14 protein-coding genes are annotated in these 14,748 nt (G+C 63.7%); 5 read left to right on the forward strand and 9 right to left on the reverse strand.

Features of this window, described 5'->3' with window-relative positions; translation table 11 throughout:
• Positions 1-6: 6 nt before the first annotated feature.
• The 6 genes from K8I04_03450 to K8I04_03475 form a co-directional block, all read right to left on the reverse strand.
• Positions 7-2,400 carry a sucrose synthase gene (locus tag K8I04_03450; GenBank protein ID MBZ0070771.1) on the reverse strand — a complete coding sequence of 798 codons (2,394 nt, stop codon included), beginning with the start codon at positions 2,398-2,400 and terminating at the stop codon, positions 7-9.
• Positions 2,397-4,556, reverse strand: a complete 2,160-nt coding sequence (locus K8I04_03455; GenBank protein MBZ0070772.1) for an HAD-IIB family hydrolase — start codon at positions 4,554-4,556, stop codon at positions 2,397-2,399. The genes K8I04_03450 and K8I04_03455 overlap by 4 nt, the downstream gene beginning before the upstream one ends.
• A 166-nt stretch (positions 4,557-4,722) precedes the next feature.
• On the reverse strand, positions 4,723-5,649 hold the full coding sequence (locus K8I04_03460; protein MBZ0070773.1) for a carbohydrate kinase: 927 nt from the start codon (positions 5,647-5,649) through the stop codon (positions 4,723-4,725).
• Positions 5,650-5,769: 120 nt separating this feature from the next.
• Complete coding sequence (locus tag K8I04_03465; protein ID MBZ0070774.1) at positions 5,770-6,066, reverse strand: hypothetical protein; 297 nt, start codon at positions 6,064-6,066, stop codon at positions 5,770-5,772.
• Positions 6,067-6,124: 58 nt separating this feature from the next.
• The gene (locus K8I04_03470; protein MBZ0070775.1) at positions 6,125-6,538 is read right to left on the reverse strand and encodes a MarR family transcriptional regulator; all 414 of its coding nucleotides are present in this window, start codon (positions 6,536-6,538) and stop codon (positions 6,125-6,127) included.
• A 354-nt stretch (positions 6,539-6,892) separates the two neighbouring features.
• Positions 6,893-7,297: a hypothetical protein gene (locus K8I04_03475; GenBank protein MBZ0070776.1), complete on the reverse strand. Its 405-nt coding sequence runs from the start codon at positions 7,295-7,297 to the stop codon at positions 6,893-6,895.
• 247 nt (positions 7,298-7,544) lie between these two features.
• On the opposite strand from K8I04_03475, the gene K8I04_03480 reads away from it, so the two are divergent.
• Complete coding sequence (locus K8I04_03480) at positions 7,545-8,690, forward strand: putative porin (GenBank protein MBZ0070777.1); 1,146 nt, start codon at positions 7,545-7,547, stop codon at positions 8,688-8,690.
• Here K8I04_03480 and K8I04_03485 read toward each other — a convergent pair.
• Complete coding sequence (locus K8I04_03485; protein ID MBZ0070778.1) at positions 8,687-8,860, reverse strand: TOBE domain-containing protein; 174 nt, start codon at positions 8,858-8,860, stop codon at positions 8,687-8,689. The two genes, K8I04_03480 and K8I04_03485, sit on opposite strands and share 4 nt — an antisense overlap.
• Before the next feature lie 182 nt (positions 8,861-9,042).
• Here K8I04_03485 and K8I04_03490 point away from each other — a divergent pair, with 182 nt between their 5' ends.
• Entirely contained in the window at positions 9,043-9,789 is a 747-nt protein-coding gene (locus tag K8I04_03490) for a cytochrome b/b6 domain-containing protein (GenBank protein ID MBZ0070779.1), read from the forward strand.
• 60 nt (positions 9,790-9,849) lie between these two features.
• Here the strand turns inward: K8I04_03490 and K8I04_03495 are convergent, their stop codons facing one another.
• On the reverse strand, positions 9,850-10,119 hold the full coding sequence (locus K8I04_03495; protein MBZ0070780.1) for an Lrp/AsnC ligand binding domain-containing protein: 270 nt from the start codon (positions 10,117-10,119) through the stop codon (positions 9,850-9,852).
• Between the two features lie 418 nt (positions 10,120-10,537).
• On the opposite strand from K8I04_03495, the gene K8I04_03500 reads away from it, so the two are divergent.
• The 3 genes from K8I04_03500 (at position 10,538) to K8I04_03510 (ending at position 13,885) form a co-directional block, all read left to right on the forward strand.
• Positions 10,538-12,637: a GGDEF domain-containing protein gene (locus K8I04_03500; protein ID MBZ0070781.1), complete on the forward strand. Its 2,100-nt coding sequence runs from the start codon at positions 10,538-10,540 to the stop codon at positions 12,635-12,637.
• A 154-nt stretch (positions 12,638-12,791) separates the two neighbouring features.
• Positions 12,792-13,202: an MbcA/ParS/Xre antitoxin family protein gene (locus K8I04_03505; GenBank protein MBZ0070782.1), complete on the forward strand. Its 411-nt coding sequence runs from the start codon at positions 12,792-12,794 to the stop codon at positions 13,200-13,202.
• A complete protein-coding gene (locus K8I04_03510; protein ID MBZ0070783.1) occupies positions 13,199-13,885 on the forward strand; it encodes an RES family NAD+ phosphorylase in 687 nt (228 codons plus the stop codon). Before K8I04_03505 ends, K8I04_03510 begins: the two co-directional genes overlap by 4 nt.
• A 120-nt stretch (positions 13,886-14,005) precedes the next feature.
• Here K8I04_03510 and K8I04_03515 read toward each other — a convergent pair whose 3' ends face one another.
• Entirely contained in the window at positions 14,006-14,359 is a 354-nt protein-coding gene (locus tag K8I04_03515) for a YkgJ family cysteine cluster protein (GenBank protein ID MBZ0070784.1), read from the reverse strand.
• Positions 14,360-14,748 lie beyond the last annotated feature (389 nt).

Below are 14,748 nucleotides of genomic sequence, written 5' to 3' on the forward strand. Positions count from 1 at the left end.
GGGGCATCAAGTGGGCGTAGCGATGCCTGCAGCCAGCGGGCGGAACTGCAGGCCGTAAAACATCTCCAGGTAACGGCGGGTCTCGTCGCGCTCGAGGTTGGTGACGTACTTCCAGAAGCCATAGATGCGCGACAACGTCATCATGCGCTCCGCATACAGGTCCCAGGTGTAGCGGCTGCGTACCCGGCTGATACCCCCGTCGGACAATTGTCGCCAATACGCCTCCTCGGCGGCGCTGCGCTCGAAAAACTGCACGATGAGCTCGGCCGCCTCGTCACCGTGGTTCGGATCGATGTGAAAACCCGACACGCCGTGCTCGATGATCTCCAGTGGCCCGCCATAGCGGGTCGCGAACGTGGGCAGACCGGAGATCATCGCCTCGATGACCGTCAGGCCGAAGGCCTCGAACAGTGCCGGCTGTACGAAGGCACCGCGGCGATCGGCGATGCAGCGGTAGAGTTCACCCGTCAGCGACTTGTCCAGGTGACGGCCCAGCCAGCGCACCTGGCCATCGAGGCCGTACTGATCCATGAGCGCGTGCATGCGGGCGATCTGCGCCTGTTCCTCCCGATCCGTGGAGCGCGCGGGGTTGGTGTGCCCGGCGACCACCAGCAGGTTGGCGTGGGCGCGCAACGACTCGCTTTGCCCATACCATTCCACCAGGCCGGCGATGTTCTTGATGGCGTCGAGGCGCGCCATGCTGAACAGCAGGGGTTTGTCACGCTCCGCCAGCTCACCGCGCGTATCTTCGGCGGCCCCGCCCCACAGCAGTGCGTCGATCTCGGGCTGCAGCACCTTCAGGCGGCGCTCTGCTTCACTATAAGGAAAGAAGGTGTCGGCATCGGCACCGGGCGAGACGATATTGAACTTCGGATCGAAGATGTCGATGCCCTTGACGACCCGGTACAGGCCCGGCAGGGTGAAGGCGCTGTAGCTCTCGTACTGACCGACGCTGTTGCGGTCGCCGGCGATCTCCTGATAGGTGCTGGTGATGATGAAGTCTGCGGCATTCATGGCGATCAGATCGGCGGTGAACTGCGCGGAAAAATGGTAATCGGCCTCGTTCTGCCGCCAGTACAGGTCGGAGTGGAGATACTTGGTCTTCTCCAGCGCGTGCGCGATGTTGCACTGGGTGACACGCATCTCGTGCGACAGCAGGCTGGCGACCAGGTTACCGTCCGAATAGTTACCGACGATGAGGTCGGGACGGGTGCCGAGTTCGGCGAGGATCTCGCGGCCGGCATCGACGGCGAAACGTTCCAGGTACGGCCATATCTGGAAACGCGAGACCCAGGGCCCGAGTATCTCGCCACTGGCGGTGCGGAACGGCACCCGCAGGATGCGCGCATTGCGCGTGCCGGCGATCGCCTCGAGGCGCTGGTCGCAGGTCGTGCCACGCGCCTCGGGGATCAGGCGCGTGACCACCAGGATCTGCGGTTCGATATCCAGGCCCTGTTCGCTCAGGCGGTGGCGCATCTCCTTTTCCAGCGCGCGCACCTGATCGAGGATGTACACCACCTGGCCGCCGGTATCGGGCAGGCCGAGCACATTGGCCTGCCCGAAGAAGCCGTGCGGCGATAGGATGGCCAGGTTGTAGATCATCGGCACACGCCCGAGGAAGGTCTCCAGGTTCTGTGGTGCCGGCGCCTCCAAGATGTCCGACAGCAGGTGCAAGGTCTCCCGCATGCGGCTGACGTTGCGCCCCCAGCCCGGCTCGAACCCCAGCTCCTGGAGCCCATGGCCGACCTGTTCCCAGCCCGCGTCGCTCGGCTGATCGGCGAGATAGTAGTCGGCGCGGCGCAGCGCCTGGCGCAGATCGGCGACACCGACAATGCGGTCGTTCAACATCAGGTGCCGGCCGCCGACCTGATGGACCCGCAGAAATGCCAGCAGACCATTGTCGTCGTGGTTGATCTGCTCGAACAGCCGGCTCGACAGCCGGCGATTGAGAAACTCCACCCCACGCCCGATCGAACGCGACTCGCGCAGCTTGGGGAATTCCCGATTGAACGGCCCGAGATCGATCTCCAGCGTCCAGTCATCGGCATGGTCGTGACCGTTCACCTGACGTTCCTTGAAGGCCAGGAATTCGCCAACCGGGATCTCGGTGTAGTCCATGGCATCGAGGTGAAAGCGCAGATAGACCCAACGGGCGACAGTCGGGCGGATCGCCAGACACACCCAGGGCGCCTCGACCACCGCCTCCTGGGTGCGCGCGATACTGTCGGCGAGCGCACCGTCGGTGGCGAAGTCCTCGCCCGCCTGTGCGCAGAATTCCTGCAGCCCGTCCCACAGGTCCGACTGCAACAGGAACGGCCGGCCGAGCTTGCTGTAATAGCGCAGCAGCATGAACACCCGCTCGCGGTGCTGCTCCAGATAGTCGCGCAGCCCTTCGATCATACTGCCTCCTCACCCGACAAGCGGATTCTGCCCAGAAAATCATAGTGCTCCATGCCCTCGATGACACCGCTGGCATGGTGCGCTGTGGCGAAATAGATACGCGGCTGGCCGCGCAGATGCTCGATCTCGGCGCTGTAATTGCCGACCACCACCCCCAGGGTATTGCCAGACAGCAGCTCCTCGTCGCTACCGCAGCCGCCGGCGACCAGCACGGCGTCGGGCAGGATGCCCCAGCGGCCGAGGACGTGCCGCAGCGCCAGGCCCTTGGAGGCGCGCACCGGCAGCAGATCCAGGAACATATCGCGGGAGAACACGACGTTGGCGTGCAGATCCCGCTCGCGCAGATGACGCACCAGCCGGCGCACCGGCAACGCCTTGGCGGGATCGATGAAGTAGCTCAGCTTGAACGGGTGCTGCTCCCGCTTGGGCTGTAACTTCAGCCCGGGCAGGCCGCGCAGCGCGGCGCGCAGACCCTTCAGATCCCAGCGGTGATCGATATGCCGGGTCCAGGCCTGGTCCTCGACCATTTTGTGACCGTAGTGGATCACGGCACCGACGGCCGTGATGAGCAGGTCCGGGCGCGGCAGCCGGTATTGCTCGATGAGCGGCAGCGTGTCGGCCAGCGAGCGCCCGGTGGCGATACCGAAACCGATGCGGTCGCGGTCGCGGTACGATTCGAGCAGTTTGCGAAAGGCGTCGAGGCCGGCAGGGTCGCCCAGCAGGGTGTTGTCCAGCGCGCAGACGATCATGCGGTCGATGGTCGGCATGCGGCTGCGGCCGAAATGAAGCTGCCGCCGCGCGCGGCGCCCGCCTTCGAGGCGATCGAGCAGCTTGAGATACCTCTGGATATGCGCCTTCCAGGAATAGTGACGATCGACGCCGGCGATACCGTTGCGCGCCCAGCGGTCCCAGTCGTCCGGGGTGGCGAGCATGCCCGCCAGCGCGCGACCCATGGCACGCGCATCGAGCGGATCGATGAGCTTGCCGTTGCGGCAGTTACGCAGGATGTCGCGCGGCCCGCCGTCGTGGGTCGCCAGCACCGGCAGACCACTGGCCCCCGCCTCGAGCAGCGTCAGGCCGAAGGGTTCGGTGAGCGCCGGATTGACGAACACGCCACGGCTGCGGGCCGCGCAGCGGTAAAAGGCCGGCACGTCGTCGGCGGCGTGGTGCTTGGGATAGGCCACATGGCCATAGAGGTCGTGCCGGTCGATCGCCAGCAGCAGGTCGGTGAGCACGGTGCGCGCCCCGCGGTCCAGCTGCTGGATATCGTCGCGGTTGCCGGCGACGATGACGAGATTGGCCTGGTCGCGCAGCCCCGGCTGGGTGGCATAGGCCTCGACCAGGGTGGCAATGTTCTTGCGCTCATCGGCGCGCGACAGCGCCAGGATCTGCGGCCGCTCCGGATGACGCAGAAAACGACCCAGTACCGACTCCACGGCGCCATCGTCGTCATCGGGCGTGGGCGGATGGAAGCGCTCCAGATCGGTGCCCGGCGGGATCACGTCCATGCGCTCGGGCTGGTAGTTGGCGTACTTGGCGTATTGCTGTTCGACCTCCTGCTGGGTACTGGCGATGACACGCTGGGCGTGGTCCAGCGTCAGCTCTTCCGCCTCGATGCGCTGGCTCATGTTGTACTGCGCCTCGATGGCATCCTTGCGCTGGCCCTGCACCAGCAGGCGGCGCTGCTTCTCGCGGCCCAGCGAGTGGCCGGTGTGGATCAGTGGTACGCCGAGCAGCGCCGCCAGCCGGCTGCCGACATAGCCGGCGTCGGCATAGTGGCTGTGGATGATATCCGGCACCTGCCCGACCCGGCGCAGGTGCTGCAGGGCGTGATCGGTGAAGCTGTCGAGATAGGGCCAGAGCACTTCCTTGCGCAGGTAACGGCGCGGCCCGCAGGGCAGCCGCACGATGAAGGCGCGGTCGGCGAGCGGCTCCAGGGGTTCGGCGTAGTCGGGGGAGACCTTGGGATCGATCACCTGGCGCGTCAGTACGTCCACGCGCCAGACGTCCGGATGCCGCGCCAGTGCGCGTGCGAGCTCGACCACGTACTTGATCTGGCCGCCGGTGTCGGCATCGCGGCCCAGTTCGAGATCATGGCCGCGCAGCAGGCCATGGATGCTGATGAGCACCAGGTAGCGTCCGTCGGCCCGATTCATCCCGCTAACCGTAGTTGCCAGGGAAACACACGGAAAAATACCGACCAGACCATAGGGTGCACACCACCGCCCTCCGCACGCGCCAGGTGTTGGGCCGGGGCTTCGCGATACGGTTTCATGTCAGTGTCTTCCGTATGCTTTTCGTGACGGACTGCGTTTTTCAGGATCATAGCCCCCAGGCCTCGCGATACCCTTTATATAGCGCAGCGTCCGCTGCCGTGGCACCGCGTTGAGCGCAGATGCGCGCCGCGAAGTCGAGCGAACGCTGCAGCGAGGTCGGCGCATCCCAGCCGTGCAGCAGGCCCAGAATGGTTACGGCGCTGAAGGCATCACCCGCACCGATGGTATCGACGAGCACCGGCACCGGCGGCGGCTGGCCGGAGACGACCTGGTCGTCCACGTAGCTCGCGCCTGCCGCGCCATAGGTCAGGATGATGCGCTCGACACCGAGTTCGGCGCGCAGCCGGATGGCCGCGTCCACAACCGCAGCGCGGGGTTCGGCGGCGGCGGACACCGGCCGCAGCGCCGCGATCTCCTCGTCATTGAGCTTGAGCCAGCGCGCGCCGCGCATGAGGACCTCGGTCCGACCGGGCTCCCACCAGGGGGCACGCAGATTGATGTCGACGAAAGTCGGCGCGCCACTGACCTCGCGCAGACCCGCAAGTGCATCGCGTGCCGGTGGCGCACGGGTGATGAGACTGCCATGGTAGAGCAGGGCCGGCGCGAGGGACTGGGCCGCCGCCACGGCCGCCGCGCGGTCGATATGATCGTAGGCCTGGTCGGGCAGGATATCGAAGCTGTGCGACGCGCCGTCCTGCGCGATGCGCACGACGCCGGTAGGATGGTGGTTGTCGCGCTGCAGACCGCTGTCGTCCATGCCCCACGTGCCCATGGCAGCACGCACACGCGCCCCGCGGGCATCCTCGCCGATGCGGCTGACGAACAACGGCCGGGCACCGAACCCCTGCAGGTGCCAGGCGACGTTGAAGGGTGCGCCGCCCATGATCTCCTGACCGTCGGGGAAGCAATCGAACAGGACTTCCCCGAAGACCAGGGGGCGCGGCTGTCTGGAAGGACTCAGCGGTTCCGCCATGCAGATCGACCCCGGGCCAGCGGCAGGCCGCACCCCAGGGCTCCTCTGTGAAGGTGTGCGACGGTGACCGGTAGCCGGCGGCGTGGCGCCGGCATCACGCTGCCCGGGCGTCGCCGGAAATCAGGCACCGGCCTGAACGGTCTCCAGTTCGAGGTGCTCGCGCAGCAGCTTGCGGGCGCTCGCGGACTGCAGATTCACCTCGCCCGGGCGCTCGCCGCCGAGGTACGCACTGAGGCTCACCATGGGCACCTTGCGGGTATCGACCAGCGGATACATCCCGCAGGTCTCGCAGGCGCGCAGCTTCGGCTGCGTGCCCGCCGGCACCTTGCCCACCGGCCGCTTGCGCAGCTTGTTGCAGTTATTGGTGGCCATGTAGGCCTGCTGGGGAATGCAGTAGAACATCATGTCCTTACTCATCGTTATTGTCTCCTGTGTCACAGCTCGAAAACGAATCCAGACCGGCCCACGACGGCACCTAGAGTCCACCCGCCATGGGCCGCAGCGCCGCATCGCGGTCCGCGCCTTCCATCGGGCTGATCAGTGCCGCCAGCCCCTGGCTCAGGCGGGCGAGGTCACCGTCCGACAGTTGCGCCAGGGCAGCGGAGATGGCGCCCTGTGCGGGGCGCGGGGCGCGCCTGATCAGTGCCTCGCCGGCCGGGCTGACGGACACCTGTACCACGCGCTGATCGGGACCGCCGCGACGGCGCTCGACCAGGCCCTTCTTCTCCAGCTTGTCGAGTAGATTGCTGGTGGTCGACGGGTGCAGTGACAGCGCCTGTGAGAGTTCCGACACGCGCAGCCCCGGCCGGTTCCTCAGCTCCCACAAGGCCCACAGCTGGGCGGCACTGACGCCGCACTGCCGCTCCACCCAGCGCGAATGCTCCTGCATGGCGCGATAGACGATGCGCAGCTGCTGCACCACCGCACGGGCCTGCCGGTCGCGCACGGTATCGGCGGGGGCGACGGGTCGGGGGGTACAGGGTGCTCGACACTCATCGGGGAGGTATGGACGCCAAAAATATAGGTCCGCAGCATACCATATTTTCGCCTGTCGCGTCCAATTACATTGTAAAACATTAAGTTATGAATGAAGCCCCCGAGACATCGAGGGCGATCCGGCCGATCACGGCAGTGGCCTTGACTCACGTCATGCAGGTACTGGCGCGCAGAGGCGATGATTCCCTGCAGCCGGCCGGGACGGCCGGCGGCTGAGATGCCGCACCGCAGGACTGACTGGCCGCGCTCAGACGTACATGGGCCGCCCATCGAGCAGCCGCAGCCAGCCGCGGGCGATGCGATAGATCAGCCAGACCGTGGCCGCGACCAGTACGCCGAAGCCGATCGGTGCACCGAGCATGCTCAGGATCAGCAGCAGGGCGACCACCAGCCACAGCAGGGCGAACCAGAAGGTACGGATCTGCCAGCGGTAGTGGGATTCCGCCCAGGAGCCACGCGCATCGCCGCGCTTTACGTAACTCATGACCACCGCGACGATCGAAGGCACGCTGCCCACGAAACTGCCGATGACGGTGGTGGACCCGGCGAAACCGATCAGAATGGCGACGGTATGCAGGGCGTAGACCAGGTGCGCGACCGTCCGCACGGAGGGCAGGGGTTCGGCGGTCAGGGGCGTGCTGAAGTCGGGCATGGCAGGGCTCGCTGCTCGGAATTCGGCCTCAGGATACTCGAAAGGCCGTGCGGATGGTGCGCCCCGACGGCGCGCCGTCCACAGCCGGCCCGGGGCGCAATTTTCAGTTTGAATTAAGCCGGCAGCGCTAGCCTGTCCGGTTCATCCATCAACAGAGGGGCGCAGTAATGGCCAATCCGGCAACCACGACCGCTCCCGCAGGGGGCCGCCCCGTGCGTATTTTTCACTGGGTGCCAGGAGTACCAATATGAAATTAAAAATTTTATTCCTTTCCTGCGGCTGCCTGACCGTGACCCCCGCCAGCCAGGCTGCCAACCCCATCAATGACACCCTGTCCTGGAGCGCCGACCTGCGCGCTGGCTACTACTCCCTGGAACGCGACGACCGCGACGGCAGCAGCGACGTCACGGACGAGCTCCGGGCCCGCATCCGCCTGGGACTGGAAGCGAAACTCAGTGACCGCTGGCGTGCCAAGACCCGTTTCGCGGGGCGCTACTCCACCTACGAGAACGACAATCACTTTCAGTTCTTCACCAGCGCCCCCGCCACTGACGGCCTGCGCCGGGGGGATTCCACCCTCGACGAACTCTATCTCGCCTACAGCCCCGATGACCGTTGGCAGGTCACCCTCGGGCGCATGCAGACCAAGTTCGAACTGGTTGGCGTCGCCAAGAAGTCCCTGGACCGCAACGACAGCCCGAACGTCGACATCACCTGGACCGACGGCCTGCGCGTCACCCGCAAGGGCGACAACGGCTGGAACAGCCATGTCATCCTGCAGCGCAACCTCTCGGCCGGCCCCACCAATGTCCTGCGCTCCCCCTTGAATTTCAGTGAAGATGACAGCCGCGTGATGGCCTTCTTTTCCCTGGAGAGCACCCAGCGCGTGGGCCCGGTAGTGCAACGCGCTATCGATATCAATTACCTGCCCGATGCCCTGCGCCGTGATGGCACGGCCACGGGACGCATCGAGGATTACTGGGGTTTGGTGGGGCGCCTGGCGGCCCAGTGGCCGCTGGGGGGCAGCGGCACCAAGTTCATGCTCGCCGGTGAAGGGGGCTATGCGCCCAACACCCCGACCGAGGCTGCCGTGAAGACGGGTACCAGCGGTGATGCCGGCGGGTTGGCCGCGCAGGTGACCTTCAATTTCATCGATATCATCCCCCGCCACAGCTTCGGCCTGGTCTACGGTCATGTGGAATCCGGCTGGTTACTGTCACCCGATTTCCGCAACAACAACAGCCTGATCGAAGGGCGCTATCAGTGGCGCATCGACAGCAACCGCAGCGTCGAGGCACGCCTGCGGGAACGCAAGGATCTCGACAGCATCATCGGTGCCCAGCGCGACCGTACCGACCAGGATTTCTACGTCCGCTATACGCAGAAGTTCTAGCGCCGGAACATAACCGAATGATCGAGTTCGAGGCGAATGCCGATGCGTTCGCCGCTGGCGTGGTCGTGATGGCTCGGCACCAGGCTGAGCACCCGAACGCCGCTGGAGAGGCGCAGGGTGTAGAGAAAATCCGCACCACGGAGGGCCTTGTCGCAGACCTCGGTGAGCATGGGGCTGGCGTCGTCATGGACGATCGGCGGGACGCACCAGCACCATCAGCCGGCCGTGCGGGCGGACGATCACCGGGCCATATCCGCCCTCGGCCGGTCCGGGCCGAGGCACACCTTTTCAGTTTGAGTTAAGCCAAGATCGCTAGCCTGTCCGGCACATCCACCAACAGAGGGCCGCAGCGATGGCCGATCCGGCAACCACAACCTACTATCCCGTATGGGACCGCTCCGTGCGTATTTTCCACTGGGTCAACTTCACCACCGTGCTGCTGCTCCTGGGCATCGGTCTGATCATCTACAACGGCAAGGCGCTGGGCATCTCGGCCGATGCCAAGGTGTTCCTCAAGACCTTCCACGTCTGGGTCGGCTATGTGATGGTCCTGAACCTCGGCTGGCGCTTCGTGTGGGGCTTCATGGGCAGCCGCTACACCCGCTGGGGTGCGGTCCTGCCCTTCGGCAGAGGCTATTTCCGCGAACTGCGTGCCTACCTGAGCAGCCTCGGCAACGGCGGACAGCGCCGCTACCTGGGCCACAACCCGCTCGGCCGGCTGATGGTGCTGGTGCTGTTCGTACTGCTGGCGGTGCAGGGCGTGACCGGCCTGGTAGTGGCCGGCACCGACATCTACTACCCGCCACTGGGCAGCTGGATCGCCAGCTGGGTCGCCGCGCCCGGTGTGGACCCGGCGACCCTGCTGCCAGGCAACAAGGAGATGGTGGATCCCGCGGCCTGGGAGGCGATGCGCGAGTTCCGCAAGCCCTACATCACACTGCACAAGATCGTCTTCATCGTGCTGGGCGGTGCGGCACTGTTGCACATCCTCGCCGTGGTCGTGATCGAGATCAAGGAGCGCAGCGGCCTGGTGTCGGCCATGATCTACGGTCGTAAGACGCTGGACTGCAAGCCGGTGGATCTGCCCGAGCAGGAGTAACCGCGGCGGTGAGGGCGTGCCGCGACGACGCGCGGCACGCCCCTACCGGCGCAACATGCTCTATAAGGAGAACATCGCCTCCAGGTCGTGACGCGAATAGGCCTTGAAGGCCAGCAACGTCGCGGTCTTCTCGATGCCATCGATCTTCAGCAGATGACTGGTCACGAGTTCCGCCATCGCATCGGTGTCCGCCACCCGCACGACTGCGATCAGATCGTACTCACCACTGACCGAAAACACCTCGGAAATCTCCCGCATGCCGGCGAGCTGCTCGGCGATTTCGTTCACCAGGTGGCGTTCGACGTTGATGAGGATGATGGCAGTGACCATGGCTGTTACCCGAAAGTGAAAGTCCGTCGTGAGGGTGCATGCTAACGCGCTGTCAAAGCGAAACAAACTTTTTGCTACTCCCCGGCAGCCGCCAAGGTCACGACAGTCCCGATCCCACCACCGGGCGACACCCCCGCAGCACCTGATTCTCATCCCGGGATCGAGTGCTATATTGTACTCGCCGACACGCCAACCCCGACCGTTGCCGGTAGGCGGTGGCATGAACACCGCGATCACCCAGAAGGCGCGTCCAGGATCCAATCTGGACCGCCCAGGCCAGCCTGCGCACCTTCTTCAATATTGTCGCTGATCCACCGTAAACACCCTACGTTCTACAGAATATTAGTAGGTTGCCGACGGACTGGATACTTGCCTGCAGGGTCGATACGGCGCGTAACGCAGATTCGGACGGAACCGTATGCAATCGAGAGAGATAACCTCACGAACCGAGGGGCTGAGGCCTCGTTGGATTACCCTTCGTATCACCGCCATCTACGCCACGGTGGGGGCCCTGTGGATCCTGTTCTCGGATCGCCTCCTGGGTCTGCTGGTCGATAATCCGGGCGAGCGACTTCTTTTCCAGACCTATAAAGGATGGATCTATGTCGGCTTCACCGCATTGCTGTTGGCGTGGTTGGTCGGCCGCCACCTGCAGCAGTTGTACGGGGAGCAGCGGCAGGTCCGACGACTGAACCGGACCTATCAGTTCCTCAGCGGCATCAACAGCGCGATCGTTCGGGTCCGGGCCTGCGAGGAGTTGGCCCAGACGGCCTGTGAACTTGCGGTCGAGAAGGGCAGCTTCCTGGGTGCCCGCATCTTTCTGCCTGAGGGGCCGGACAAGGCCCTCAAAGTCGTGGCCCAGGCCGGCTTGCCCGGTGGCTGGTCGCCGGCCATGGCAGCGCCGCTGAAGGAGGTCATAGGCCGCCCGGAGGTTGTGGACCCGATCTGGCTCTCCGAGCTGGAAGAGGTCGCGTTACCCGGCGCATGGCACAAAGTGGCAAAGCTTCATGGCATAGCGGCTGTCGCGGCCTTGCCGGTCTCCGACTGTGCAAGAAGTCAGCCGGTGCCCGGCTGGCTGGAGCTCTATGGTGGGGCCGGGCAGGTATTCGACGAACAGGAGGCGGCCCTGCTGGAGGAGATTGCCGCCGATATCAGCCTCGGATTGGAGATCATCGACAAATCCAACAGCCTGCATACGCTCACATACTACGACGTACTCACGGGATTACCCAATGAAACCCTGTTGACGGGTCGCGTACAGCAGGCCCTTTCCCACGCACTCCATGATCAGCGCGCGGTAGCCGTCGTGGTCGTGGATTGCCCGGAGCTTACACGGTTGGTGGATATTCGTGGACGTCATGTTGGAGATCGCCTGCGCAAGCAGCTGGCGGATTACCTGACGGCGGCGGTGAGGGAAGGCGATACCGTGGCGCGAACCGGTCAGGACGAGTTCACGCTGGTCCTGGCCGATATGGCACAGAGCGCAGATTTGGTTCATCTTTCGGAGCGACTGCTGGCAGGTCCCACCATCGAGATGGACGACGAGGCCACGCAATTGCCATTGCCATTGCGTGGGGGTGCCGCCCTGTATCCTGATGACGCCGATAATGCAGAAGACCTGATCCAGTACGCGGCGCTGGCCCTCCATACGGCCGTGACCGCTCCCGGTGCCTGTACGTTCTACTCGACCAGCCTGAATACACTCGCGCACTCACAGCTGCGCCTCGAACACGAACTCCGCTGCGCCTTGGAACGCAACGAATTCTCTGTGGTGTATCAACCGGTGGTGGCTATCGAGACGCTGCGGCCGGTCGGGGCGGAGGCGCTGCTGCGCTGGCATAACGGAACGCTCGGGGATGTCGGGCCGAACCAGTTTATCCCCGTGGCTGAAGCAAACGGCTTGATCCATGCGCTCGGGCGCTGGGTGTTGGAGCAGGGCTGTCGGCAGATCGCGGCTTGGCGGGCCACTGGAATGGGGAATTTCTCGGCGTCTGTCAACGTCGCCACCCCGCAGCTTCTGCGGGAAGGCTTCATCGATGAGCTGCGCCAGACACTGGAGCAGACCGGCTTGCGTGGCGGCACTCCCGGGCTGGCAATCGAGATTACGGAGACGGCGATCATGCACGACCTCGACCGGGCGGCAGACGTGCTGCACCAGGTCCGCGAGCTGGGGGTCCGTATCTACCTGGATGATTTCGGGACGGGGTTTTCGTCTTTGAGCTATCTGAGCCAGTTACCGATCGATGTACTGAAGATTGATTACATCTTCACCTCGAAATTGCCCCAGGATCAACGCGCGGTGACGCTGGTGAAGGCGATTATCGCACTCGCCCACAGCCTCGAGATCGATGTGGTAGCGGAAGGCGTAGAGACCGACGAGCAATTACAGCTGCTCCGTAAGCTGGGCTGCAACTATGTGCAAGGCTATCTCATCGGGCGGCCGGTGCCGGTGGAACAGTTGGCCCTCCCTGCCAACAACGAACACCCAGGTCGGTTTGGAGCTGCTCCCCTTAAATAAACACTGTTTCCCGCCCGTTACGTTGGACCACACCACCTGCCGGCCCATTGGCCCTGATCATCCAAGCGCAGCAGCAGTTCATACACAATCATCATTAAAGTGCTATATTGTACCTACCGACCAGGTAGCCAAGACTACTCGGAGGGACAACACGATGAATACCGCGACGGCCCAAAAACTCGCCCAGGATCCGGCCAAGACGGCCGGAGCTGCCCTGCGTACCTACTTCAACATCGCCGAGGCCTGGAAACTGGATACCGAGCAGGCCATGACCCTGCTTGGCTTCGATGAGCGCACCCGCAGCACCTTCTTCAAGTGGAAGCGAGCGCCGGAGGGTGCGCGCCTGAACCGAGAGAAGCTGGAACGGCTTTCCTATATCTTTGGTATCTACAAAGACTTGCAGATCCTGCTGCCGAAACCGGAAGCCGCAGACACCTGGATCCACCGGCCCAACGATGCCCCGTTGTTCGGCGGGCGCCCCGCGCTGGACCGCATGCTCGCCGGCAACGTAGCGGACCTGTATGTCGTCCGGCAGTACCTGGATGCCCAACGCGGCTGGTCATGACCCCGGACCTGCGGCGCATCGGCTGGAAGCCTTCCTGGCGGCTGGTCTCCAGCCGGTTTCCACCGGTGGGTCTCTTCGATCGGGTCGCGAGCGCTGAGTATCTGGACATCATCACGGCGATCGAGGGGCTGACCAACGACCGCTTGCGGGAGGAACTGGGCGAGCTTGCCTTAGTGCCCAGGGAAGATCGGATATTCGGGGATGGAACCACACCCATCATGGCCGCCTTCACGCATCTGAACGGGGAGGGCAGTCGCTTCACGGACGGCAGCTACGGAGTGTACTACGCGGCCAAGACCCTCGAGACGGCCGTGGCCGAGACGCGGTTTCACCGGTCGCGGTTCCTCGCCGCCACCCGGGAGCCGCCGATCGAGATCGACATGCGCAGCTACGCATCCGACATCGATGCCGAGCTGCACTGCATCGCGGGGCGGCAAGCTGAGCTGCCGGACATCTATGCGCCGGATCCCGACCAGTACGGGCCTGCGCAGGCCTTTGCCAAGACGCTCCGCGCCGCCGGATCGAATGGCATCCATTACAGCAGTGTCCGCAACCCCAACGGGGAGTGCATCGCGGTGTTCCGACCCCGCGTCATGCAACCCGTGGTTCAGGGCAAGCACTACTGCTATGTCTGGAATGGCAGAGAGATCACGGATGTGTACGTCAAGACGGAGTTTCCCTGACCTGCCACGGGAAACCTTTGGGATAACAAAAAGTACATTCTCTACTGGTCAGCCTGACACCACAGTCGCTTGTAATGGCAACGTAGCACGCCATTAAAGTCACAACACGTCATTACGCACTCACACCAACACTTGCCGTGTGTTAGCGATGTAGTGATGGACTTGACGCTCAATGCCGGGGTCAACCATGCGTTCCGGGCGACGACCGTTTGGGCAGGCCATACGTGGTGTTGTACCAAACAATCGACAAATCAGTGGACGCTCAGCGTATACCTCGCAGCCATTGGACCCCAGGTGTACACAGTTAAGGTCATTCAATGCCGCCTCGTGCTCGGCAGCAGACTTCACCGGGAGGCGCGACATTTCTTCTGAGGAAGTAGTCACCGGGCCACAACAATCACGACACCCCGGAACACATTCGAACGATGGAATATGCACGCGTAACCGCGCGATGGTGTCTCGGTCACCGTTCACTTAACGCCCACCTTTCATACGATTCGCTATCATTTGGTATTTCATGCCTTAGACACTAAATGTTGATAGTTTATTAGAATTCCCAAAGCGCATAACAAAAATGTCTTGAAGGCGATGTTAGGTCAGCATGCGGCACATGTCGACCTTCGTAACCGATTTCCCATCCAAGCTCTCGAATCCGTTTGCCGGTGCTTGGTTGATAACGGTGTATCCGAGCTTAATGAAAATATTCGGGTTGCCGGTTTCCTAGAAGTGGACCCCAAAAATTGGACAGCGTGATAAGTGCTGCCTCGGGTCATGCTGCCATCCTGGCGGCGTCTTGGTAATACACACTGTCCGGCGTTTTCCTGTCAAGCGACTGATGCCGACGTTTGGCATTGTAGAACGCA

The sequence above is a fragment of the Gammaproteobacteria bacterium genome, assembly GCA_019911805.1.
In the GTDB taxonomy this organism is placed as follows: domain Bacteria; phylum Pseudomonadota; class Gammaproteobacteria; order Thiohalobacterales; family Thiohalobacteraceae; genus JAHJQQ01.

Bases quoted from the DNA above. Each gene is read 5' to 3' on its own strand.
- K8I04_03450 (MBZ0070771.1), bottom strand. From the start codon at position 2,400: ATGATCGAAGGGCTGCGCGACTATCTGGAGCAGCACCGCGAGCGGGTG.
- K8I04_03465 (MBZ0070774.1), bottom strand. From the start codon at position 6,066: ATGAGTAAGGACATGATGTTCTACTGCATTCCCCAGCAGGCCTACATG.
- K8I04_03480 (MBZ0070777.1), top strand. From the start codon at position 7,545: ATGAAATTAAAAATTTTATTCCTTTCCTGCGGCTGCCTGACCGTGACC.
- K8I04_03455 (MBZ0070772.1), bottom strand. From the start codon at position 4,556: ATGAATCGGGCCGACGGACGCTACCTGGTGCTCATCAGCATCCATGGC.
- K8I04_03505 (MBZ0070782.1), top strand. From the start codon at position 12,792: ATGAATACCGCGACGGCCCAAAAACTCGCCCAGGATCCGGCCAAGACG.
- K8I04_03490 (MBZ0070779.1), top strand. From the start codon at position 9,043: ATGGCCGATCCGGCAACCACAACCTACTATCCCGTATGGGACCGCTCC.
- K8I04_03510 (MBZ0070783.1), top strand. From the start codon at position 13,199: ATGACCCCGGACCTGCGGCGCATCGGCTGGAAGCCTTCCTGGCGGCTG.
- K8I04_03470 (MBZ0070775.1), bottom strand. From the start codon at position 6,538: ATGCAGGAGCATTCGCGCTGGGTGGAGCGGCAGTGCGGCGTCAGTGCC.
- K8I04_03460 (MBZ0070773.1), bottom strand. From the start codon at position 5,649: ATGGCGGAACCGCTGAGTCCTTCCAGACAGCCGCGCCCCCTGGTCTTC.
- K8I04_03475 (MBZ0070776.1), bottom strand. From the start codon at position 7,297: ATGCCCGACTTCAGCACGCCCCTGACCGCCGAACCCCTGCCCTCCGTG.
- K8I04_03495 (MBZ0070780.1), bottom strand. From the start codon at position 10,119: ATGGTCACTGCCATCATCCTCATCAACGTCGAACGCCACCTGGTGAAC.
- K8I04_03500 (MBZ0070781.1), top strand. From the start codon at position 10,538: ATGCAATCGAGAGAGATAACCTCACGAACCGAGGGGCTGAGGCCTCGT.
- K8I04_03485 (MBZ0070778.1), bottom strand. From the start codon at position 8,860: ATGCTCACCGAGGTCTGCGACAAGGCCCTCCGTGGTGCGGATTTTCTC.